Here is a 23855-nt window from a genome sequence, read left to right as displayed (position 1 = left end):
GCGCGCCTCAATGAAATACCGATGAACGTATCCTCCTACCCTTTCAGCGCAAATTTTACATAGCAACGCACATTGCAACGCAAAAATTAAAACGTATTTCCTACATATCTATATGATCGCGCGCGCCTCTTAAAAGTCTATATTTTCAGTCATTCTTGACAGATAAAAATTTTGATTCCTAAAATACAAACGTTTTAATTATTGCTTTTCCGAGTCTGGAAGAGCCCAATCTGTCGGATTTCATAGAGTGGCACGCGCAACAATCAAAACCATCGCTCAAAAAGCAGAACTGTCGGTTGGTACCGTCTCAAGAGCATTGAAGGATTGCTCTTCAGTCAAGGACAAGACCAAACAGCGCGTTCGCCAGATCGCCGAGGAAATCGGCTACGTCCGCAACCTCGACGGTCTCCGCCTGCGCACCGGTCGCACCTACTCTGTCGCCGTCGTCATGACCACTCCTACCACTGGTAGCCATGAGTGGGAAGGTGTCGAATACACCAATATTCTCAATGGCATAATGGGCGCTCTGCGCGGCACCATGTACCGCGCGGCGATCTATCCGGTCGATGATTTTGCCAGCAGTTTTCAGGAAATCCGAATTATCGTAGAACAGCGCCTGGCCGACGGCATCATCATTTCAGGCACCCGCCCCGATGACGCCCGCATCAGCTATATGCTGGAAAAGGACTTTCCCTTCGTCACATACGGCATGAGTGAGCACTTCACTCCCTACTCCTATGTGGATGCGAACTCGCAGGAAATGTCTCAAAAAGCCACCACCCGCCTCATCCAGCTCGGCCACACCAACATCGTCTCCATCAACCCGCCAGACGAGCTGATGTACTCCAAACAACGCCAACGCGGCTACATCCGCGCCCTGCAAGACGCGGGGATAGACGTCCAAACTGAATTCATCGCAACAGGCCCGCTTACACCGGAGTTCGGCAAAGCGACCGTTAAGGCCCTGTATAATCACGACAAAAAACCAACAGCCTATATTTGCGCCAACGAAGCCAGCGCACTCGGCGTGCTCTCCGCCTTTTACGAACTGGGCATAAAGTTCGGCAAGGATGCGATTGTGAACGCCACCGACGACATCAATGTCAGTGCATACTTCACCCCACCAATCACGACATATTTCCTGCCCATTGAAGAAACCAGCAAGGCTCTCGGCGAGTTCATCATTCGCCGCATAGAGGGAGAGCCGGCACAAGACCTCCAAAGAATGGTCATGCCACAACTGATCGAACGGCAGGACGACCGCCTGAAACCTTAGGCTTCAGACGCACACGGCCCAGCGCTCTGGCTGAGCCAAGCAAAATTATGAGGAGAGCATAATATGTTACGTGAAATTATTGCCGCATCTGTTCTTGGCACCATGGTGATCGCGAGCGCACAAGCCGCTGATCTGGAAGGGAAAGTTCTCAAAGTTGGCTCTGATACCACCTACCCGCCAATGGAAACCGTTGATGAGAGAACCGGTGAAATCGTTGGCTTTGATGTAGATATCATGGATGCCATCTGCGCGAAAATTAACTGCAAGGCCGAGTTCGTAACAACCGCCTGGGACGGTATCTTCGCTGCTCTGGTTCAAGGTGAGTTTGACGTCGTTGTCTCAGGCGTGTCCATCACCGACGAACGCAAGAAAACCATGGACTTTTCAGAACCTTACCTTGTCGTCAGCCAGGCTATCCTGCTGCGTGTAGAAGACGAAGGCACATCTCTTGAAGGGTTCCAGAGCGGTGGTAAAACACTGGCAGCCCAAACCGGAACCACCAACGCTCAACTGGCCGAAAAACTCGTTACACGTGAGAACACACGCCTTTACGACACATTCGCAGCCGCCATCCTCGCCCTTCAGAACGCTGACGTAGACGGCGTGATCATCGACGGCACTTCCGCTCATGCCTACGAGCAGGAGTTTGCTGGCGAACTGACAGCCGCGATCAAAGGACTGGAATCTGACCCGCTCGGCATCGTCTTCCAAAAAGGCTCACCAATGGTCGACGCCTTCAACGAAGGCCTCGAGCAAATCAAAGCAGACGGCACATGGGATGCCCTCACTGCCAAATACTGGGGTGTTGAGAACTAATCTCTTTTAGGCACCATTTTAGGCACCATGCCTAAACCTCCGGGCGGGACTGTTCAAAGTGAGCAGCCCGCTCTCCCAATATTTCGAAGCGATCCACGGAACGCATCAAGTCATTGATGTGAGTGGAGGAATCCCGTGAATGTCTTAAAAACACTGCGGCCCAGCAATGTCATCCTCATTGCTACCATGCCCTTCATAATCTACCTGTTTGTCTCAACCAACAACTACAAGCGCTCAATCTTCGCAATCGTCGGCATCGGAGAAAACGCAAGTACATTGTTTGCAGGCTTCCTGTGCCTGCTGGTCATCTTCACCGCAGGTTTTTGGCTTGCCTACTCCCTGCTGAAAGGCACCGAGCCAAGCAAAGCCAACAAACTTGGCCAAAACTCTGCATTCATTATCTATTTTGCCCTTCTGGCGCTAATCGCAACCAACACCATAGACCTGTCAGTCTTTGTTAACTCTGTCATCGCCAACAGTGTTGATCCCTACACATCTGACCTCATCCAAAAAGCAGTCAGACCACGCCAACTCACACCAGAAGCTCAAAACTTAGTGCTTGGCATTTTTTCTAAAGCTACTTTCATTTACCTGATTGCTTCACTTGGCATCCTACTGTTTCATTACTTCAGTAAATCAAAGCAAGCGTTTGTTTCCATAAGCAGATACACGCTGCCCCTGCTGCTCCTGACCAACTTACTCGGTGCTTTTTACATTCTCTTTGTCGCCCACGCAGGGTTCGCAGCCGGTTTGATGGTCACCCTCCGCGCAGCATTCTTTGCTTACTTTGCCTCAATTGTCTTAGGCCTCATCTGGGCAGGTCTGCAAAGCCTGGAAAAGAAGAAGCATACCAACCTCTTCTACGCGGTTGCCGCTCTCATCTTCTTCGGTCTCTGCGCTGTCTTCGCCCTGCAACCGCAGCAGTCCTACAGCCTGATCGGAACCTTGGAAGGCCGCGTCGCCATCATCAAAGGCACCCCGCAGTCAATCACCGACCAAATCCGCTTTGGCGAATATGATGGCGCAGATCACACCAGTATCGACATCCGCAGTGTGAAGGACCCAAGCCATGCGCTGGTCACCGTTGAAATGAACGAACGTGTATCGGCAGCTTTCATTCCAACTGAAGCCGTTCCAACAAATGCAAATCTCCTCTGGCAGACATCCTTCTTGCCGGATGAGAGCAAGTATCCCGCCATCACGTTTGGCGTGCTTGGCTTCTTCACCATGCTGCTGGTGAGCTGCTCCTTTTATCGCAACGAACACCCACTCGCCATTGCGGCAGAGTTCTTCATAGACACCGTCCGCGGCATCCCAATGTTGGTGATTATCCTCTATGTAGGTCTCCCTCTCAGCGGAGCCCTCAAAAGTGCATCAGACGGCATGATCAATCTGTCCAACATGACCCGCGGCATCGTCGCCATCTCCATCGGCTATTCCGCCTACATGGCCGAGATTTTCCGGGCCGGTATTTTAGCCGTCCCAAAAGGTCAGATTGAAGCTGCACGGAGTTTGGGCCTAAGCCGTTGGAAAGTCGCTCGCTTTGTCGTACTCCCACAAGCCTTGTCCATTGTGATCCCGCCACTTGGCAATGAGTTCATCGCCATGTTGAAGGACACCTCTCTGCTGTCGATCCTCTCTGTTCGCGACGTTACACAGCGTATGAGAGAGTTTCAGGCGAGCAGCTTCCTGCCCTTTGCCCCATTCAACTCCGCTGCAATTCTTTATGTCGTCCTCACTCTGGGCGCTGCCAGCATAATCAAATCAATTGAGAGACGTTATGAGCGCAAATCACACTAGTAAACTGCAGCATCTCCAACAGCTGGCAAACTCAATCAAGTTCCCAAGAGACATGGTTCTGGGAGCCGCCACCGCGTCTTACCAAATTGAAGGTGCAGTCAACGAAGGCGGTCGCGGCCCAACCGTGTGGGATCACTTCACTCACATTCCCGGCAATATTGCAGACGATACCAACGGTGACATAGCCTGTGATCATTACCACCGGCTGGAAGAAGACGTCGCCTTGATGAAAGAGCTCGGTCTCACGGCCTACCGCTTCTCCATCTGCTGGTCGCGCATCCTTCCCAATGGCCGTGGCCCGATCAATGAAGAGGGCCTGGCCTTCTATGAGCGCCTGACCGACTTGCTGCTGAAAGCAGGCATCACACCCTACGCAACCCTGTACCATTGGGACTTACCACTTGCCCTGCAAGAAGAAGGCAACGGCTGGCTACGTAGAGGGCTGGTGGACGACTATATCAATTACATCGATATCACCACGAAGCGACTTGGTACTAAAATCAAGCACTGGACCAGCTTCAACGAGCTCTTCACCTTCACATGGTGGGGCTATGGATTGAAGGAGGACGCACCCGGCCTCGGCGGCGGCGCAAAAGCAGCACTGGCAGCAAGTCACCACGCCCTCCTGGCTCATGGCAGAGCTGTTCCAATCATCCGCAAGAACGTACCTGACGCTCAAATCGGCATTGTTCTGGATTTGAATCCAGTCACCCCAGCCAGCGACGCCATTACAGATATTGATGCAGCTCGACGCTTTGATGGCTGTCAGAACCGCTGGTATCTGGATGCCATCTTTAACGGTCGATATCCACCTGACATGCTTGAGACATACAAGACTGTTCTTCCTCATATTGAGGCGATAGACCTTCAGGAGATTGCCCAGCCTCTGGATTACCTTGGCATCAACATCTACCGCAGATCTATCATCAAGGATGGCACCGAGTTCGCACCAGTCAACTTCAAGCGCCACCTACCAGAAGGCCAATATACCCAGATGGGCTGGGAAGTTCATCCTGAGTGCCTCTATGACATTCTACAGTATGTAAACACCAATTATGCACCCAAACAGCTCTTCATAACCGAAAACGGAGCCGCCTTCTCCGATACTCTGGAAACAAACGGAAGCATTCAGGATTGGGACCGCAGCACCTACGTTCTGTCTCATCTGAAGCAGGCAGCCAGATCGATTGAAGATGGAATACCGTTAAAAGGGTATTTCTGCTGGACACTCATGGACAACTTCGAATGGGCAGAAGGGTATCTCCCGCGCTTTGGCCTGATCCACGTTGATTTTGAAACCCAGAAACGCACCATCAAGCAAAGCGGCAGGCTTTACTCCATGGTCGCTAGCCAACTGCAGAGTGAGATGCAGGAAACCTCAGAGTAATCTGTCCTTCAACTCAAACCAAGTGTAGCTGAGAGCAAGCAGGTGGCGGCGCATAGTCCTGAAAGGAAACTCTGTCGGCGCCTGCTTCATAAAACTTGGGTAAGACATTTTTGTTGCCGCACCAAGCATCTCAGCTGCCACCAGCTGCCCGGAATAAGTGGCCATAGCAATGCCGTTCCCATGATAACCAAAAGCAGCGTAAAGCCCCTGCGTATTGGGAACCGCACCTGCAAATGGCACAAGTTTATGAGTCAAACAGGCAAGACCAGACCAGAAATCTGGCGTTTCAACTTTCGCCCATTCAGGAAACATCCGCTCAAAGTCACGCCGTGTAGCTATGCGCATACGCTTTCGCGCATGTGGCGTAGCACTTACGCTTCCCCGCATACCAAAGAGCATTCGCCTGTCCGGGAGCAGACGGAAGTAATGCAGCAAAGTCCGGGTGTCATAGGCCATCTGATTAGAGAACCACCCCTGACGCTTCAACTCCTCTTCAGAAAGAACACGCGACATCAAAATGTTAGATTGTACCGGAAGATATCTTCCAGCCAACCACTCCGGCATATTTTCAGAGGAATAGCCATTGGTCGCCAAAAGTACTTTTTGCGCACGCAACTGGCCAGTTCTTGCTTTCAGGACATACTGCCCATCTGCAGCAGGAGTAATGCCGAGCACAGAGGTCTGTTCATAAAACCGGCCTCCTTTCACCTTCACAGCCTCAGCAAGACCTCGCGCATATTTGTAAGGATGCAGCGCAAACCCGATTGGAATCGTCAGCCCAGAAGAAAGCCCTGAGGCCGTCATCCCAAGCTCTGCAAGTTCATCTTTGCCGTGAAAGGTACAGCTGATCCCATAGCGCTTTTGTATGTCCGCAGCTGTATCTTTCAGCTGATCAACGCGCCGAGCTTTGTGCGCAAGAACCGTTTCTCCTTTGGAAACAACATCGGCATCAATCGAGTTCTGTTCCAACAGCTCTGCAACCAGATCAATGGCTGCACGCTCTGCATAAAAATACCGCCGTGCATCCGCTTCCCCATAGCGATCAATCAAGTCAGCATCATCTGCAATCGTCCCACCCAGACAGCAGAAACCACCATTGCGACCAGAAGCCCCCCATCCAATATGTTGAGCATCCAGCACCGCAACATCGACACCCTGCTGCGCAAGTTTCAACGCTGCAGACAGCCCTGTATATCCACCTCCAACAACAGCAACTTCACAGGACTGTTCATCGGAAAGCGGCGCACCAAGCGCCTGAGGAGAGAGCGAACGATGCCAGAAATTCTCGGCAACCGGTTGCTCTCCATATGCATCCTCTTGAAATATGCGATGCAAACTCAATCGAGCCTGAGCCTCCTCAAAACCTATTTGATGCCTTGGGCAGTAACATCAGCAGCCGTCAGATCCAACGCACGATGCGCTTTCTCAATCAACTCATCCACCTCACTGCGCGAAATCACAAGTGGCGGCGAGATGATCATACTGTCGCCAACATGGCGCATCACCAAGCCACTCTCAAAGCAATGATCTCGGCAGATCGTCCCAACAGTGCCTTTTTCAGCTTCAAACCGAGCACGACGCGCCTTATCCGGCGAAAGTTCCAAAGCACCAACCAGGCCACAAATACGCGCCTCGCCAACCAGCGGATGCTCGCCGAGAGCTTTCCACTTTTCAGCCAGATACGGCCCTGTATCATTCGCAACCTTTTCAGGCAGTCGCTCATTTTCAATGATATCAAGGTTCGCAAGTGCTGCTGCGCAAGCTGCAGGATGCGCAGAATAAGTAAAGCCGTGATAGAACTCGCCGCCATGCTCAATAAAGCCCTTGGCAACCTTCTCACTCACCACAACCGCACCAATCGGCAGATAACCAGAGGAAAGCCCCTTAGCAATCGGCATCAGATCTGGCTTGAAGTTGAAAGTCTGTGAGCCAAACCAGTTCCCGGTACGCCCAAACCCGCAAATCACCTCATCAGCAATCAGCAGGATGTTGCGTTCACGGCAGATACGCTGAATCTCTGGCCAATAGGTCTCCGGCGGAATAACAACACCACCTGCCCCTTGAATCGGTTCCCCGATAAAGGCCGCCACATTGTCTTCGCCAAGACGATCAATCTCAGCCTCAAGCTCACGGGCACGCATCAGGCCAAACTCGGCAGGGTCCATCTCCCCACCTTCACCATACCAGTAAGGCTGGTTGATGTGAGTGATGTCAGAAATAGGCAGCCCACCTTGCGCGTGCATCGCACTCATACCGCCCAAGCTCGCACCGGCCATGGTAGAGCCGTGATAAGCATTATGACGGGAGATGATCGTCTTCTTGGTCGGTTTGCCTTCACTGGCCCAGTAATGGCGTACCATTCGAACGACGGTGTCATTGGCTTCAGAACCCGAACCTGCAAAAAATACATGGTCCAGATGATCTGGTGCTAGATTAGAGATCCTTTCGGCAAGGGCAATCGCAGGCGGATGAGAACTCTGGAAAAACGTATTGTAATAAGGCAGTTGTTGCATCTGCCGGTGAACCGCCTCGATAATTTCTTTGCGGCCATACCCCACATTCACGCACCAAAGCCCTGCCATTCCATCCAGGATCTTGTTGCCCTCAGAATCCCAAAGATAAACACCATCAGCCCGCGTAATCACACGCGTCCCCTTGGCGTTGAGGGACTTGGTATCTGTAAACGGATGCAGATGGTGGGCAGCATCCTTTTCTTGCAGAACATGAGTGGGCGGAAGATTAGCGATATAGTCCATGGGGTCAGTCCTTCCGAAAAGAGGCACGCCCTGCAAACCGGGCAATAGAAGTAAACTCCCCATTATTTTGTGATCACAAATGTAGGAGAGTCAATCTTTACTTCAATAAAGAAGCTACCTGCCTATGCCTCCAGTCTAACCCATCAAAGCCTGCGGCTCTGTGAACTCAGCCAGAGAAAACAGCAGATCATCAAACCTTCTCAGCAAGGCTGAGAGACTCTCTGATAAACCCCATACCCTGTGCAATATCCTCTTCCAAGGCAACCTTTAAAGCAGTCTGATCATGCATTTTCAGTGCTTCCAATGCCTGTTTATGCTGATCTTCCAGATTCGCGGTACCAGACCGCCCATAGACCAGGCGCATAAATGGACCAAACTGAACCCATAGATTTTTGACAAGCTTGATAAGAATTTCAGATCGGCTTTTTGAGTAAAGGTAAAAATGAAACTCGTAATTTCCGCGCATGTACCCTTCCACATCGCCAGTTTCCAGAGCGACATCAATCTGATCATCAATGCCTTGGAGAACCTGAATATCTTCTTCTTTCAAATTCACCAGAGCTTTGGATGCCAGCTCAACTTCTAACAACCGCCGAGCTGACCAGATTTCATCGATTATATCTTCGCAAACATCTGGGATAGAAACACGCCTATTGCCGTGTAATTCCAACGCGTTTTCTGCAATGAGACGTCGCACGGCCTCACGAACAGGCATCGCACTCACACCCAGTTCCTCAGCCAGCCCACGCAGGGTCACAGCCTTACCCGGCAGAAAACCACCAAACAGGATCCGCTCTCTCAATTGCCGGTAAACCTGTTCATGAACAGGGATCCCCACATCAGGAATAACAGCGCTTTGTAAAGTCATCTTACTCATGAAGGAACTATAGAAGCACCCGAACCAGCTGCAAAGATAATTTGATCACAAACTATTGCCTAGCTGAGAATTCTGTGGTCATCTTTCAAAACAGGCACACAATTAAGAACAACGGAGACGGCCGGATCCAGACACGCCAGCACCGATGCTGTGCAAAAATTTGAGGGGGGAAGATGAAATGAGTTCAAACTTCAAGTCCAGACTGACGGGCACAATGGCGACCGCAATAATGGTTGCATGTGCAGCCAGCGTAGCGCACGCAAAAGGCACCATCAACGTTTACAATTGGTCTGATTACATCGACGAAAGCGTTCTGAAAGATTTCGAAGCTGAAACCGGTATCAAGGTCAATTACGACGTTTTCGATTCAAACGAGGTTTTGGAAACCAAGCTGCTCGCAGGCACCACAGGGTACGATGTTGTTGTTCCAACAGGCAGCTTCCTCTCCCGGCAAATTCAAGCTGGCGTCTTCCAAAAGCTGGATAAAGACGCCCTCCCAAACCTGAAGAACATGTGGTCGCTCGTCTCCGAAAGAACCTCCATCTATGATCCGGGCAATGCGTATTCCATCAACTACATGTGGGGCACCACTGGCATCGGCTACAATGTAGAGGCTGCTGCTAAACGTTTGGACGGCAAACCGGTCGACAGTTGGGAAATCATCTTCAACCCAGAAATACTCGCTAAGTTTCAGGATTGCGGCATTCATATGCTGGACGCGCCAACAGAGCTCATCCCCGCAGCGCTCAACCACCTCGGGCTAAACCCAGACAGTCACAACAAGGCAGATATTGAAAAAGCTGCTGCACTCCTCAAAACCATCCGTCCATACGTCCAGAAGTTTCACAGCTCCGAATACATCAACGCCCTCGCAAACGGCGATATCTGCTTAGCTATCGGCTGGTCTGGAGACGTCTTTCAGGCCCGCGACAGAGCAGCAGAAGCCGACAACGGCGTCACCATCAACTACATCATTCCAAAGGAAGGTGCGTTGATGTGGTTTGATCAAATGGCAATCCCGACAGATGCAGCCAACTCCAAAGAAGCACATATGTTCCTCGATTACATCATGCGCCCGGATGTCATCGCAAAAGCTTCCAACTACGTGGTCTACGCCAACGGCAACAAAGCCTCACACGAGCATCTGGATCAGGAGGTTCTGGAAGATTCTGCCGTATATCCAGATGAAGCAACCATGGAAAAACTTTACGTCACAACGCCTTACGCACCTAAAATTCAGCGGATTGTGACCCGTGCCTGGACCGCAGTGAAGTCGGGCCAGTAATCATCGGCAGCAGCGGGCAACTCAAGTTGTCCGCACGCCTTCCATGTTTCTTTGGAAGCAGGACAACAACAGAGGGTGGAGCGGGCCACGATGGAAACTCTGGTAAACACTCAGCCAGTCTGCAAATTCGCACCTTGGGAGGATCCAACTCAGGAACCTTTGGTGCGCTTTGAAAACGTCACCAAGAAATTTGGCGACTTCACTGCCATTGAGGACTTAACGCTCAACATCTATGAGCGCGAGTTCTTCGCCCTTCTCGGCCCGTCCGGCTGCGGTAAAACAACTATGATGCGCATGCTGGCAGGCTTTGAATATCCCACTGCTGGCAACATCATGCTCGGTCAGAACAACCTGCAGAAAGCACCGCCACACAAGCGGCCCGTCAACATGATGTTCCAGTCCTACGCCCTCTTCCCGCATATGACAGTAGAACAGAACATCGGTTTCGGCCTCAAACAGGAAAAGACCGCAAAGGTTGAGATCAAGCGACGTGTTGAAGAAATGCTGTCGCTGGTCCAGCTGGAACCTTTTGCCAAGCGCAAACCACACCAACTCTCCGGCGGCCAAAAACAGCGCGTTGCTCTTGCTCGTTCCCTCGCCAAGAAGCCCAAGCTCCTGCTGCTCGACGAACCGCTTGGTGCGTTAGATAGAAAGCTGCGCGAGCAAACCCAGTTTGAGCTAATGAACATTCAGGAGCAGCTTGGCCTCACCTTCGTCATCGTCACTCATGATCAGGAAGAGGCTATGACAGTCGCGAGCCGCATCGCCGTGATGGACCACGGCAAAATCGTTCAGGTCGCGACACCCGCTGAAATCTACGAGTATCCAAACTCCCGCTATTCTGCTGATTTCCTTGGCGACGTAAACATCATTGAAGGCCAGATAGATGTCACCACTGGCGAAACTGCAAGCTTGGCGTGGGCTGAAGGTGAAACACCTTTGGCAATCTCAACCAAGCTCCGTCCTCAAGCAGGAACGACCGCCTGGCTCGCAGTTCGCCCTGAAAAACTCCGCATCTCTAAAGACAAGCCAGCAAACGCTGACAACTGCATTAAGGGCGAAGTCTGGGACATCGGCTACACTGGCAACATCTCAACCTATCACGTCAAAGCCTCAAATGGCTCCATTTTGAAAGCACAGGTCTCGAACAGAGAACATCTCGCCGACCGCCCAATCACATGGGAGGACACCGTCTATGTCTATTGGGAGAAAGGCGCTGGCGTCTTTCTGGAAACGTGAGGTGAGCGATGGCAGTTGCAGATATCACCTCCCCCTCAGAAGAAATACAGGAGACATCCAGTCCGAGTTCAGGCTGGGGACGCAGACTGCTCATAGCGATCCCGTATATCTGGTTGCTGATCTTCTTCCTCGCACCCTTCGTCATTGTACTGAAGATCTCCTTGTCAGACGTCATACTGGCGCGCCCGCCATACTTTCCAAACTTCGACATCTCAGAGGGCTGGCAAGGTCTGCTCGCCATGCTTCAGGCGTTTGACCTGGAAAACTATGTCTGGCTAACGGAAGATACACTCTACCTGAACTCATATCTAAGCAGTCTCAGGATCGCATCCATCTCAACGCTACTCACTTTGGCAATCGGCTATCCTATCGCCTATGCCATGGCCAAAGCCCCGAAAGAGTGGCGTGCAACCCTCCTGATGCTGGTGATCCTGCCCTTCTGGACCAGCTTTCTCATCCGCGTTTATGCATGGATCGGCATTCTCAAAAAAGAAGGCTTCCTCAACTACTTCCTGCTCTGGACCGGCATCATTGACGAACCCTTGATGATCCTGAACACCGACACTGCCATCTACATTGGCATCGTTTATTCCTACCTGCCTTTCATGGTCTTGCCACTCTACGCAGTTCTGGAAAAGCTAGATATCTCATTGCTGGAAGCTGCAACAGATTTGGGGTGTTCGCCTCTCAAAGCCTTTTGGGTCATTACTCTACCGCTGTCATTATCAGGAGTTTGGGCAGGCTGTTTCCTCGTCTTTATCCCTGCTGTCGGTGAGTTTGTCATTCCAGACATTCTGGGCGGGTCCAGCACTATCATGATCGGCAAAACGCTCTGGGTGGAGTTCTTCTCCAACAGAGACTGGCCAGTCGCATCCGCCGTCGCAATTCTGCTGCTGCTAATGTTGATCCTACCCATCATCCTGTTCCAGAAACAGCAGGAAAAACAAGCGGAGGCCAGCCAATGACCCGCTTCAACTGGTTCAACACAACAACGCTCACACTCGGCTTTGCATTCCTCTACCTGCCGATTATCCTGCTGATGATCTACTCTTTCAACGAATCCAGATTGGTCACCGTTTGGGCTGGTTTCTCCACCAAGTGGTATCAATCAGTCTTCTTCAATGAGAGTTTCATCAATGCCGCATGGGTCACACTCCGTGTTGGTTTCATCTCAGCATCTGTCGCGACTGTGCTCGGCACCATGGCCGCACTTGTTCTCAATCGCGCCGGACCATTCCACGGCAAAACGCTCTTCACAGGTATGATCTACGCACCAATGGTCATGCCAGAGGTCATCACGGGCCTGTCATTGCTCCTGCTATTCGTCTCACTGGATTTCACCCGGGGCTTCTGGACAGTCACACTGGCACATATAACCTTCTCCATGTGCTACGCCGCCGTCGTCGTCTCTGCCCGCTTGGTGACCTTCGAGCGCAGTCTGGAAGAAGCTGCCCTTGATCTGGGATGCACCCGTTTTTCCGCCTTCATGCAGGTAACACTGCCCATCATTTTTCCGGCTATTCTGGCGGCATGGCTGCTGGCCTTCACGCTTTCCCTGGATGATCTGGTCATAGCCTCGTTTGCATCAGGTCCGGGTGCAACCACCTTGCCTATGAAGATCTATTCGCAGGTGCGCATTGGCGTTTCACCTGAAATCAATGCCCTGTCATCCATTCTCATTTCTGTTGTCGCTGTTGGCGTGGTCACCGCTTCGCTGGTCACAAAACAAGCACAGGTCAAGCGCATGAAAGAAGAACGACTGGCGATAAGCTCAAATTGATCGAGGAAGTATACGTGTCTGATACAAAACACCCATCCTCGCTGGATGAATACTCAAAAGGCGATCTGGCCTACACCCGCTCCACCCCTTATGGGACCATAGCTGAATCCAGCTATGCCGGAGCGCTCAGTTTCATGCGCCGTAAATTCACCAAGAACCTTAAGGGGATAGATGTCGCTGTCTGTGGCATCCCCTTTGACACGTCCGTCAGCAACAGGCCGGGGTGCCGCTTCGGCCCAAGAGCAATCAGGCAAGCTTCCTCCATATTGGCCTGGGACCACGCATGGGGCTGGTCCTTCGATCCGTTCGACCGCCTTGCTGTTGTCGATTACGGCGATTTCATCTTCGATCCCGGCTACCCCATGAGCGTACCGGAAGAACTGGAACAGCAGGCCTCTGCCATTTTAGACGCAGGTACGGCAACACTCATGCTGGGTGGAGATCATTTCTGCACCTATCCCATGCTCAAAGCGCACGCGAAAAAACACGGACCACTCTCCCTCATCCAGTTTGATGCACACAGCGACACATGGACTGACAACTCCAGCCGTATTGACCATGGCACCATGTTCTACAGAGCGGTAAAAGATGGTCTCATCAACCCGCAGACATCGATACAAGTTGGTATCAGAACCAACAATGAGAACACACAGGGCCTGACCACAATTACGGCAGACTGGGTCCGTAATAATGGAGCACAGGCCACGATTGAACGCATCCATAAGGTGACAGGCAAAAGTGCCAGCTACATCAGCTTCGACATCGATTGCCTCGATCCAGCCTTTGCACCGGGAACAGGAACACCGGTTGTTGGCGGTCTGAACACCGGAGAGACACGAGAGATCCTGCGTGGGCTTGCTGGAATAAACCTAAAAGGCATGGACCTTGTAGAAGTCGCACCAGCCTACGACCATGCAGAGATCACAGCACTGGCCGGTGCGACTTTAGCCTTGGATTTACTTTGCATCTATGCCAGCCAGTTCAATCAGAACACCCGATAAAACAACACATCAGATCACGACCAGAAGAGTTCGCATGCCAACCCTGACAGCAGTACAGCCGCAATTGGAACAGTTTCGAATTGAAGCCGATGCCTTTTTGAAACAATATCCCGACCTCGAAAAGATCGAGGTCCTTTATGCTGGCTTTTGTGGCCCGCTCAGAGGCAAATGGTTGCCAGCAGAAATGCTGCACAAGCTGGCCGAAGGTGGTGTTCGTTTGCCCTTGTCCACCGTCGCACTGGACGTGTGGGGCGTTGATGTGCCGGCAGCAGGCCTTGCCATTGAGCGTGGAGACCCGGATGGCATATGCATCCCAGTTCCAGGAACGCTGAAGCGCGTGCCATGGGCCAAAGTGCCGACCGCGCAAGTCCTCGTCACTCTTTTCGAGATTAAGGACCAGAAGCCAACCCCACTGGATCCAAGATATGTTCTTGAAACCGTTGAGAAGAAGTTCCAGAACAAGAGCCTGACACCTGTTGTCGCCACAGAGCTGGAGTTCTACTTCGTCGACATGGAATCCGGCCCAACTGGCTTACCACTCCCTCCCTACATTCCCGGCACCACCCAGCGCCTCGAGGCCTCGCAGATCTATGATCTGGACATCATGGCTCAATTCGAACCGATCCTCATGGAGATCAACCAAGCCTGTAAAATTCAGGATATCCCTGCAGACACCACCATCTCCGAGTTTGGTCACGGGCAGTTTGAGATCAACCTGCTTCACGTGCCAAGTGCAGTGGAAGCTGCGGATCACTGCCTGCTGTTCAAGCGCGTTGTCCGCCATATTGCCCGCAAACACGGCATGGATGTCACGTTCATGTCAAAACCCTACGCAGAAGAGACTGGCAGCGGCTTCCATGTCCACACCAGCCTGCTGGATACTGAAGGCACCAACATCTTCAGCGGCAGCACAGAGGAAGCAAACCCGGCCTTGCACAACGCCGTAGGGGGCCTGCTGGACACCATGCTGGACATGCAAATCCTGTTTGCTCCACACGCCAACTCCTACCGCCGCTTGCAGCCGGGTTCTTATGCCCCAATCACCTGTTGCTGGGGTTATGACCACCGCGCCGCAGCTATCCGCGTGCCAGCCACACATGGCAAAGGCGCTAGGCTGGAGCACCGAGTCTCTGGCGCTGATGCCAACCCATATCTGGTTGTCTCAGCGATCCTTGAAGGCATTCATCACGGTCTTGAAAACCGAAGCGATCCCGGTACTCCAATCAACCTGGAAGCGGACCTCACCCAATATGATCACCTGACAGGAAACTGGGAGACAGCAATCCAAACATGGGCGCAAAGCAAAACGGCTGAGCAGATGAGCACAGCAGAGTTTCATCGCCTCTACGGCATCAGCCGGAAAGCTGAATACGACGTGTTTGCAACCACCATTACCAGTTTTGAATGCCAGACCTACGCCAGGAAGGTCTGACATTTCATCAAACCTAGGAAGGTTCCTTGATGTTGCGCTCCATCAGCAGCTGATAGGCTTTGGGTGACAACCGGTTGAGCCACCACGCCAGACTGGCAACGCGGCCAACCGGTTTCATCTCTGTCTTGCGCACATACGCCTTGTAGATGATGTCCGCCGCCCGTTCCGCGCTCATATAATCAACGCCATCTGTTGACGAACCCGGACGGGCCAGACCATTCTCTTGCGTCTCCGACCGTCCAACATTGGTTGCCACAAACGAAGGCGCTGCAATCAACGTATGAACGCCATAAGACTTCTCTTCAGACCGCAACGACCCAAAAAACCCCTCCAGCGCATGCTTGCTGGCCGCATAAGCTGTCCGTTTAATCAGTGGCGAGAATCCGGCAACTGACGAGATCGCCAGATGACATCCACTGGAGGCCCGCACCGCTTTCAAAAATGCCCGCGCCGTATGCACCGCCCCGAAATAATTGACATCCAGCACTTTGCGATGCGCTGTCAGGTCCATATCCGCAAACAATCCGATATGCGTAATGCCTGCATTGTAAACCACCAGATCAATGCTGTTGTGCCGAGCAAAAACCTGCTGGGCAACCTGCTCAACCGCACCGCCATCCGTCAGATCGCAAGCATAAATGCTCTGTCGCTCATTTTGTGGCAGCTCCTCCAGTACCGGACCGGCCAAATCCAGAAGAACCGTATGCCAGCTCTCGCGCTGCAACCGGGTTGCAAGTGCCTGCCCTAAGCCACCAGCACCACCTGTAATAACCGCTGTTTTCATCAAAGCCCCACAGATGCTCGCCAGTGTTCAAACACTTCTGCGCTTGTTTTTTCCGGTGTATAGCCAAACACTGATTTCAGCCGCTCATTGGTCAGCACAGGACGGTACTGCAAAAACCGAACCTGCTCCGGTCCATACCGGGAAAGCCGCAGTGGTTTCGCCACACCTAAAACAAATTTCAACAACCAGGACGGCAACTTGAGAACAGGCTTATTGAGCATTTGCCCCAACCGCTGCATCGACAACGCTCCATCACCCGCCACGTTGTAAATCCCCTCAGGAGCCTCTGTCGCAGCAAGGAACAGAATACGCGCAAGATCTTCCGTCCAGATAAACACAAACGCGCTGTCCGATCCGGCGACCCCAAGCAGCCTCGGCTTATGGAACAACGCGGTAATCTGATTGTTCATGCCCGTTCCAAGAACCGTCCCAACCCGCAACACAACCTGCTCCAGTTGCGGTGCCTCCGCACGTGCACGAGCCAAAGCAGTTTCAACCAAACGCTTATGATAGGAGTACGCGAACTCTTTATTGCCGCGAATATGATCATCCTCATGCAATGGCACAGGATTGTCTGCATGATACCCATAAGCTGCCCCGGATGATGTGACGACAAGACGCTTCACACCTGCTTTGATCGCAGTATCAATCACCGACTGAGTGCCAACAACATCAACCAGATACTCAATATCCCGTGTAGAACCCACAGAGGGTGTGACGATGGAAGCCAGATGCACAATCACATCAGGCCGCTCCTCCTCAATCAATGCTGACACCCTGTCTGTAGTCACATCCAGCGTTCTGAACCGGGCATTTGCTGGGAGGCCACTCGGCTCACGAATATCAGTCGCAACAACCTCCTGCTCCGTGCCCGCCAATTGCCGTAAGAATGCTTGTCCGACACCTCCGGCAGCCCCGGTGATAAGAAGCTTGGTCATAACGTCGCCTCCGCGGGAAGCTTGACTGCTTTGCGCGCCATAAAACTGGCAAGCACCAGCCCGCTGATCGCATGCCAAATCCCCCAGGCAGCCGCCACAACAGACATACCGCCAAGCCCACCGAAAAAGCCGAAGATCAACACAAGCCCCAGGCCAGAATTCTGGATGCCAGTTTCAATCGTAATGGCCCGCCGGTCATAAGCAGACACACCAGCAACGCTCGCCAGAGTATACCCTGCCGCCAAAGCCAGCCCATTATGGACAATCACGAGAGATGCCACAGCACCCACATAGGCAAGAAAAAACGACCAGTTGGCAAACAGCGCGATGAAGATGAAACCGATAAAAATTCCCATGGACGCCATGCGCAGTGGCTGCCGGATTTTAGCAGCCAGCTGTGGTTTGATACGGTTGAGCATGATGCCAAGAAACAATGGCAACACCAACATGAAGCAAACAGTAATTGCAACTGACAGCCTATCGATATGCGTCTCTTGCAATATCGCGCGCGTCGGGCCGTAAAGACTACCCCAAAATGCGATATTAAAGGGTGTCGCAACAATTGCTCCCACCGTAGCAAAAGCCGTCATGGAAACCGACAGCGCTGCATTGCCGCCAGCACGATGAGTGATGAAGTTTGAGATATTACCACCCGGACACGCCGCCACCAGAATAAGCCCCAAAGCAATCGAAGGCCGGGGCTGAACGATCAGAACAAGCAGAAATGTGAGGCTCGGCAAAAGCAGAAATTGAGAGCACAGCCCAATCACCACAGGCTTTGGCGACAGTGTCAATCGCTTAAAATCCGCAGGACACAGGTCCAGCGCGATTGAGAACATCACAACACCCAAAATACCGTTGAGCAAGGTCAGCGAACCAGAACTGAAGTTGAGAACAACAAGGTCAATGTCACTCATGCCATTTCCCTCTTCAACGCCTGTGTGCGCTTGTTCAGTGCGGAGCGATAACTCTGTTTGTCCACGTAGTAGGCCATCCGCGCCAGCTTGAGGTAGTTCATCCCCCCTGTCTCACGTTCAAATCCGTTGGCTTTCTCAGCTTTGATTGCCTCAGCTGTCCTACTTCCGTCCTTGAGGCCTCTCAGATAACGCGCAACCAGTTCCGCCTGATCATGGCGCCCCTGCCAACCCAGACCGATTGCCTCAATCATGCCCATTACAAACAGATCATTCCGTTCTGGATGCATGCAGTTCAAAAACAGATGCGGTGCATCGTCCTGCCAGTTCAAAAGCTCTTTGTCGATAAAGGGATAATGCAGTTTATAGCCAGTCGCGGTGACGATGAGATCATACTCAGCCTCTTCACCATCACGAAACCGAACCGTATGCCCATCCAGTTCCTTGATGTCGGCCCGAATACCAACATCCCCGTGACCGGCATGATAGAGAATAAGCGAGTTCACCACCGGATGGCTCTCATAAAGCTCGTAGTCTGGTTTGGGAAACCCATAGGCCTGCGGATCACCAACAAACCATTTCAGCAATGTTTGATCCACTCGCCGCTTCAGCCAGAGCGGCAACTTCACCGCCCCACCCATCGTGTCTGCCGGTTTCCCGAAAACATACTTGGGAACAAAGTAATAGCCGCGACGCATAGATATGTCGCACTGTACCCCATGATGGATCGCATCCACCGCTATGTCGCAGCCTGAATTGCCCGCCCCGACAATCAGCACCCGCTTACCAGCAAACTGCCGCGCACTCTTGTAGTGGCACGAATGAATGAGGTCGCCAGAAAACTCTCCCGCAAACTCTGGCATGTTGGGCTCAGAAAGCGTGCCATTTGCAATTAGCACTCCGGCAAACTCAGCTGAATGATCTCCGTCCTGATCTCTCCAGCTAACCGTCCACCCCTCACCATCACCTCCCAACGGCGCGATGCAGGTCACTTCTGCTCCAAAACGATAGTGCCGCTTCAAATCGAACTTTTCGGCAAACTCCTGAAAGTAGGTCTTTAGTTCGCGGTGACCGGGATACTCAGCAATGTGATCATCCATCGGAAAATCTGTAAACTCGGTCATTTTCTTGGATGAAATCAGATGCGCGGATTCGTACATGGTCGACTTCGGCCCATCAATATCCCAAAGCCCACCCACATCGCTGTGCAGCTCAAAACCCTGAAAATCTATTCCCTGCTCAATAAGTGTCTTGGCCGTGGCGAGCCCCATCGGCCCTGCCCCAATTAAGGCATAGCTCTCCTTTGAAATATTCACTGTTCGTCCCCCCTAAGAACTACAATTAGATTGAACAGTCGTACAAAATAAGGCAAGCTCTTTTTATGATTAAGAAGATTTCGCAGGAAAAACAAAGACAAAGAGCCCCTTCAAAAAGCTCTCTGGAGACGCGGCAAAAGATTCTCGACGCCGCAGAACACCTGTTTGCCTTTCGCAGTTATGACGCTGCGTCCATAAGAGATATCGCCCAAAAAGCAGGGGTAAAACTGGGCCTCGTAAACCACCACTTCGGCACAAAGGAAGACCTGTTTTTCAAAACAGTCGAACGCCGTGCCGACGAACTCGCCCGTCTCCGTCTTGATGCACTGGAACAGCTGAAAGCGTCAGAACAAGTCATCACCCTGAAAGGCATTCTGGAGAGTTTCTTCTACCCTTATCTGGACAAAGCTGAAAACAGCGGCCACGGCTGGCTCGCCTACGCACGTCTGGTTGCCATGATCTCTGCAGAAGAACGCTGGAGCGCAATCTCACAAGCTTGTTTTGACCCAACAGCAAAAGTATTTCTTTCAGAAATCGCCAAGCTCTATCCCACTGCCGATCTTAGGAAAGTCTCCGCAACCTTCGTCTTTTCCATCTCTTCACAAATCGCTCTATGCACCTCAGCCTGGCGTGTTGATGCAATGGCAGAAGAAGATCACACCTCCGGCATTGCTGAAATGAAAACATTGCTCGTAGCCTATGCCACCGCCGGCATCCATAACGCCCTGTCTGGATCTTGACGAAATCCGTTCAAGGCTCCTTCAAAGCCGATCAATCAGCCTCTGCAACTCGGGCCTTCAGTTCTTTCTTGTTTTCAGCTGAAAGATCCCGCCAGTCACAATCCCGCAGGCACGCCTCCATGGCATAAAGCGCGAGGATGGACACACCCCGACCAAACCGAAATTTCAGACGTTGATAAGCTTGCACTGCTCCAAGCTCACGCAGATCATCTTCACTGCAAACATCCACCTCAGACAGCATATATTCGGTCTTTGGGCCTAGGTTTCTCAATTGACTGATCGACTTGCTCAAAATGCACCATTCCAGACATTTAACTCGGGCTTCACCTGATCAAGATATTGTAATCTAAGCATAATTTGGAGATCGCCGTTCCAGAAACGCATTAATCCCTCCCTGCGCTTCATCATGTCCCAGAGCCTCTGCCATTGTATCCCGCTCCAGATCCATTTGATCGTCATAGCTGTTGTGATCAGCAGCTGATACCAATCGCTTAATCTCCCCCTGTGCCCTTGTTGGACCTTGCGCTACACGATCCGCTATCAGGTGCGCTTCTGCCAAAGCAGGCTTATCGCTAAGCACATTGACCACCCCCAGCTGGTAGAGCCGTTCAGCCGAAACAGGTTGTCCCAGCAAACACATCTCTAAGACCAGTTGACGGGGAATAAGCCGGGACAATGAAGCTGTAGCCCCTCCATCCGGCACCAGTCCAACCTTCACATAAGCCAGCATAAACTGAGACGGCCGCTCTGCCACCAGGAAGTCACAAGCCAGAGCCAAAGACACACCCGCTCCGGCAGCACCTCCATCAACCGACGCAATCACCGGTTTTGCGCAGTCCCTTATTTTTCGAACCAGATTATGGAGTTTTTCAATATTATTTTTTCGCTCAAGAACCGTCATCTCGCGGCGCTTAACCAACGTGTTCAGATCGCCACCCGCACAGAAATAACCGCCTTCTCCCATCAGGATAACGCTACGGATCTCAGTGTCCTGATTGGCAAGATCCAACGCCTGCGAAAGCCCGTCGTAGTATTCTGGCGAAAGCGCATTGCGACGAGAAGAGTTACAGTTCATGACGATCAGACGATCCGCCTTGCGCTCAACGCTGACAAGAGAAGCACGCTTCATGACATTGCCTCGCGCGCAGGTTCCCTCTGCATAGCTCCAACAAAGCGCTCCAGATGGTAGTCGACATCGCCAAGTTGGTGATCGATCATCATCAAACGCTTGGCATAATGTCCCAGAGGATACTCCTCGGTCATCCCGATACCGCCATGCAACTGAATGGTTTCTTCGCAAACCAGTTGCGCCACACGGCCAATCAAATTCTTAGCTGCACTCACATGCTTATCTCGCTGGAAAGGTTCAGCAGAAAGGTGCCCCGCCACATTGATCAGCGCAGAGCGAGCCTGTTCGATCTCAATCAAGACCGTCGACATCCGATGCTGAAGCGCCTGAAACTTGCCCAACGCACGGCCAAACTGCGTCCGCACGCGCAGATACTCAACCGTCAGATCCTTCGCCGCTTCCATCGCCCCAACGGCCTCGGCACACAGCGCAGTCACACCTGCAGCGCGTGCAGATTCCAATGCAGGCAAAACCGCCTCTGGCGCACCCAAACACGCAGAAGCAGGCACAACTACATTCACCAGAGCAACATCGCTGGCGTGGTAGCCGTCCAGATTGGGATAGGAGTACCGCTCCACGCCTGAGGCATCGGCATCTATCATGAACAGTTGCAGCCCATCGGCACCACGAGCGCTCACAATCAGCTTGTCCGCACTTGGCCCACCAATCACCACCGACTTGGTGCCGTTGAGCCGATAACCATCCCCAACCCGCTCTGCAGTTGTCTCCACAGCATCCAGATCATAACGCGACTGAGGCTCTTCCAATGCGGGAACGATCTTGAGCTTCCCGTCAATCACATCCCCGATCAGCGCCTTCTGCTCCTCTGTCCCAAGCTCGCCCAACAACCGTCCAGCCATAACGCCAGAGGCCATCAAAGGCTCCATGCAGGCAAACCGACCCAACTCCTCAAACACAACCGCAATATCAAAGCCGCTGCCTCCAAAGCCCCCATACTCTTCTGCAAACAGCGCCCCAATCACACCCAGCTCAGCAAAATCATTCCAGATTTTTTCCGAAAACCCCTGCGCATGCCCAACAGAGTTAGCCCGCTGCGAGGCATCGTAGTTATCTGAAAGGTAGCGATGCAGAGTGTCCTGAAGCATCCGCCGTTCGTCACTATGATTGAAATCCATGGAACGCTCCTAAAGGCCGAGAATAGCTTTGCTGATGATGTTGCGCTGGATCTCGTTGGACCCACCGAAGATGGAAAGCTTACGGTTGTTGAAGTAACCTGGGCTCGCTGCGGCGGCATACTCCGGCCCAACACCTTGCGCGTTCGCACCACTATCCAGCGCTTCCGACACAAACGGCATAGCGTAACGCCCAACCGCTCGCCGTGTCAGATCATTGATCGCCTGCCGGATCTCAGTTCCCTTGATCTTCAGCATGGAACTCTCCGCTCCCGGCGCCTGCCCTGCCGCCGCTTTGGCGATCATGCGCAGGTTCGTTGTCGCCATCGCCATCAGATCAATCTCAATCTGCGCAACCCTTCCGGCAAAATACGGGTTCTCCAGCAGTGGCTTGCCACCAGACATCTGCTTGGCACAAATCTCCTTCAAATGAACAAGAGCCGCCGTCGAAAAGCCAACGCCTGCAATATTGGTACGCTCATGGGTCAGCAGATACTTGGCATAGGTCCAGCCCTTGTTCTCCTCTCCAACAAGGTTGGCAACCGGCACCTTCACATCCTCAAAGAACACCTCATTCACTTCCTGCCCACCGTCAATTAGTGTAATGGGCCGAACAGTGACACCCGGTGTCTTCATATCAATCAAGAGAAACGAAATACCTTCCTGAGCCTTCACGTCTTGGTCCGTACGCACAAGACAGAAGATCCAGCCCGCATGTTGACCCAGTGTAGTCCAGGTTTTCTGACCGTTGACAACATAATGGTCCCCATCCCGCACAGCACGGGTCTTCAGGGAGGCAAGATCAGAACCCGCCAGCGGTTCAGAATAGCCCTGACACCACCAGTCCGTACCATCCAGAATCCGCGGCAAAAAGTGATCTTTCTGCGCCTGACTGCCAAACTTCAAAAGCACTGGCGCCAGCATGGAAAGCCCGAAAGGGATCGTCCGCGGCGCATGGGCAAGGCAAAGCTCTTCCTCAAAGATGTGCCGGTAGACTGCATTCCAACCAGTCCCACCATGCTCCACCGGCCAGTTGTTCGCCAGCCATCCCTGCTTGTTCAGCGTGGCATGCCACTCTTCATGATCCGTCTTGGAAAGGCGCTTTCCCAATCTGACCTTTTCCGAGAGAGTCTGCGAAAGGTTATTGTTTAAAAACGACCGCACCTCATCACGAAATGCCAACTCTTCAGCTGAATAGTTCAAGTCCATATGCCGCCCTCCCTGCTTCACTGGACATAACTGTCGGGAGGAT

The 23855-nt window shown here is 52.4% G+C and carries 22 protein-coding genes; 11 read left to right on the top strand and 11 right to left on the bottom strand.

Features of this window, described 5'->3' with window-relative positions:
* The first annotated feature begins 247 nt into the window (after positions 1–247).
* The 4 genes from PsAD5_RS00460 (at position 248) to PsAD5_RS00445 (ending at position 5279) form a co-directional block, all read left to right on the top strand.
* Positions 248–1276, top strand: coding sequence for a LacI family transcriptional regulator (locus PsAD5_RS00460; protein ID WP_063290660.1), 1029 nt, complete (start codon positions 248–250; stop codon positions 1274–1276).
* 63 nt (positions 1277–1339) lie between these two features.
* Positions 1340–2092 (top strand): basic amino acid ABC transporter substrate-binding protein, encoded by a 753-nt coding sequence (locus PsAD5_RS00455; protein WP_063290659.1) that lies wholly within the window; start codon positions 1340–1342, stop codon positions 2090–2092.
* A 135-nt stretch (positions 2093–2227) separates the two neighbouring features.
* Positions 2228–3892 carry an amino acid ABC transporter permease gene (locus PsAD5_RS00450; RefSeq protein ID WP_063290658.1) on the top strand — a complete coding sequence of 555 codons (1665 nt, stop codon included), beginning with the start codon at positions 2228–2230 and terminating at the stop codon, positions 3890–3892.
* Positions 3873–5279, top strand: coding sequence for a GH1 family beta-glucosidase (locus PsAD5_RS00445; protein WP_063290657.1), 1407 nt, complete (start codon positions 3873–3875; stop codon positions 5277–5279). The genes PsAD5_RS00450 and PsAD5_RS00445 overlap by 20 nt, the downstream gene beginning before the upstream one ends.
* Here the strand turns inward: PsAD5_RS00445 and PsAD5_RS00440 are convergent.
* From PsAD5_RS00440 to PsAD5_RS00430, 3 genes are all read right to left on the bottom strand, one after another.
* The gene (locus PsAD5_RS00440) at positions 5271–6620 is read right to left on the bottom strand and encodes an NAD(P)/FAD-dependent oxidoreductase (RefSeq protein WP_063290656.1); all 1350 of its coding nucleotides are present in this window, start codon (positions 6618–6620) and stop codon (positions 5271–5273) included. The two genes, PsAD5_RS00445 and PsAD5_RS00440, sit on opposite strands and share 9 nt — an antisense overlap.
* Positions 6621–6643: 23 nt before the next feature.
* Positions 6644–8035: an aspartate aminotransferase family protein gene (locus PsAD5_RS00435; RefSeq protein ID WP_063290655.1), complete on the bottom strand. Its 1392-nt coding sequence runs from the start codon at positions 8033–8035 to the stop codon at positions 6644–6646.
* Between the two features lie 190 nt (positions 8036–8225).
* Positions 8226–8903, bottom strand: a complete 678-nt coding sequence (locus PsAD5_RS00430) for a GntR family transcriptional regulator (RefSeq protein WP_063290654.1) — start codon at positions 8901–8903, stop codon at positions 8226–8228.
* Positions 8904–9090: 187 nt separating this feature from the next.
* On the opposite strand from PsAD5_RS00430, the gene PsAD5_RS00425 reads away from it, so the two are divergent.
* The 6 genes from PsAD5_RS00425 to PsAD5_RS00400 all read left to right on the top strand — a co-directional run bounded on the left by PsAD5_RS00425 (position 9091) and on the right by PsAD5_RS00400 (position 15649).
* Complete coding sequence (locus tag PsAD5_RS00425; protein ID WP_063290653.1) at positions 9091–10197, top strand: polyamine ABC transporter substrate-binding protein; 1107 nt, start codon at positions 9091–9093, stop codon at positions 10195–10197.
* A 90-nt stretch (positions 10198–10287) separates the two neighbouring features.
* Positions 10288–11436: an ABC transporter ATP-binding protein gene (locus PsAD5_RS00420; RefSeq protein ID WP_063290652.1), complete on the top strand. Its 1149-nt coding sequence runs from the start codon at positions 10288–10290 to the stop codon at positions 11434–11436.
* A gap of 8 nt (positions 11437–11444) precedes the next feature.
* The gene (locus PsAD5_RS00415; protein ID WP_208986805.1) at positions 11445–12401 is read left to right on the top strand and encodes an ABC transporter permease subunit; all 957 of its coding nucleotides are present in this window, start codon (positions 11445–11447) and stop codon (positions 12399–12401) included.
* Positions 12398–13216, top strand: a complete 819-nt coding sequence (locus tag PsAD5_RS00410; protein ID WP_063290651.1) for an ABC transporter permease — start codon at positions 12398–12400, stop codon at positions 13214–13216. Before PsAD5_RS00415 ends, PsAD5_RS00410 begins: the two co-directional genes overlap by 4 nt.
* Positions 13217–13230: 14 nt before the next feature.
* Positions 13231–14217 carry an agmatinase gene (gene speB / locus PsAD5_RS00405; protein ID WP_063290707.1) on the top strand — a complete coding sequence of 329 codons (987 nt, stop codon included), beginning with the start codon at positions 13231–13233 and terminating at the stop codon, positions 14215–14217.
* A 34-nt stretch (positions 14218–14251) separates the two neighbouring features.
* A complete protein-coding gene (locus PsAD5_RS00400) occupies positions 14252–15649 on the top strand; it encodes a glutamine synthetase family protein (protein WP_063290650.1) in 1398 nt (465 codons plus the stop codon).
* A 13-nt stretch (positions 15650–15662) separates the two neighbouring features.
* Here the strand turns inward: PsAD5_RS00400 and PsAD5_RS00395 are convergent, their stop codons facing one another.
* From PsAD5_RS00395 to PsAD5_RS00380, 4 genes are read right to left on the bottom strand one after another with little or no spacing between them, the layout of a single operon-like run.
* The gene (locus tag PsAD5_RS00395) at positions 15663–16433 is read right to left on the bottom strand and encodes an SDR family NAD(P)-dependent oxidoreductase (RefSeq protein WP_063290649.1); all 771 of its coding nucleotides are present in this window, start codon (positions 16431–16433) and stop codon (positions 15663–15665) included.
* Positions 16433–17371 carry an SDR family oxidoreductase gene (locus PsAD5_RS00390; RefSeq protein ID WP_063290648.1) on the bottom strand — a complete coding sequence of 313 codons (939 nt, stop codon included), beginning with the start codon at positions 17369–17371 and terminating at the stop codon, positions 16433–16435. The genes PsAD5_RS00395 and PsAD5_RS00390 overlap by 1 nt, the downstream gene beginning before the upstream one ends.
* Positions 17368–18288 (bottom strand): bile acid:sodium symporter family protein, encoded by a 921-nt coding sequence (locus tag PsAD5_RS00385; RefSeq protein ID WP_063290647.1) that lies wholly within the window; start codon positions 18286–18288, stop codon positions 17368–17370. The genes PsAD5_RS00390 and PsAD5_RS00385 overlap by 4 nt, the downstream gene beginning before the upstream one ends.
* Positions 18285–19601: a flavin-containing monooxygenase gene (locus PsAD5_RS00380; RefSeq protein WP_063290646.1), complete on the bottom strand. Its 1317-nt coding sequence runs from the start codon at positions 19599–19601 to the stop codon at positions 18285–18287. Before PsAD5_RS00380 ends, PsAD5_RS00385 begins: the two co-directional genes overlap by 4 nt.
* Positions 19602–19666: 65 nt before the next feature.
* On the opposite strand from PsAD5_RS00380, the gene PsAD5_RS00375 reads away from it, so the two are divergent.
* Positions 19667–20341, top strand: coding sequence for a TetR/AcrR family transcriptional regulator (locus PsAD5_RS00375; RefSeq protein WP_063290645.1), 675 nt, complete (start codon positions 19667–19669; stop codon positions 20339–20341).
* A gap of 31 nt (positions 20342–20372) precedes the next feature.
* On the opposite strand, the gene PsAD5_RS00370 is transcribed toward PsAD5_RS00375, so the two are convergent.
* The 4 genes from PsAD5_RS00370 to PsAD5_RS00355 are packed head-to-tail and all read right to left on the bottom strand — an operon-like array spanning position 20373 to position 23812.
* Positions 20373–20633, bottom strand: coding sequence for a TfoX/Sxy family protein (locus PsAD5_RS00370; protein ID WP_193778118.1), 261 nt, complete (start codon positions 20631–20633; stop codon positions 20373–20375).
* A gap of 54 nt (positions 20634–20687) precedes the next feature.
* Positions 20688–21470, bottom strand: coding sequence for an oxepin-CoA hydrolase, alternative type (locus tag PsAD5_RS00365; RefSeq protein WP_063290643.1), 783 nt, complete (start codon positions 21468–21470; stop codon positions 20688–20690).
* Entirely contained in the window at positions 21467–22606 is a 1140-nt protein-coding gene (locus tag PsAD5_RS00360; protein WP_063290642.1) for an acyl-CoA dehydrogenase family protein, read from the bottom strand. Before PsAD5_RS00360 ends, PsAD5_RS00365 begins: the two co-directional genes overlap by 4 nt.
* A 9-nt stretch (positions 22607–22615) precedes the next feature.
* Entirely contained in the window at positions 22616–23812 is a 1197-nt protein-coding gene (locus tag PsAD5_RS00355) for an acyl-CoA dehydrogenase family protein (RefSeq protein ID WP_063290641.1), read from the bottom strand.
* Positions 23813–23855 lie beyond the last annotated feature (43 nt).

This window comes from Pseudovibrio sp. Ad5 (assembly GCF_001623095.1).
Classification (GTDB): Bacteria; Pseudomonadota; Alphaproteobacteria; order Rhizobiales; family Stappiaceae; genus Pseudovibrio.
The sequence above is the reverse complement of the archived record's forward strand: the minus strand, read 5'-3'. Positions and strand labels throughout refer to the sequence as shown.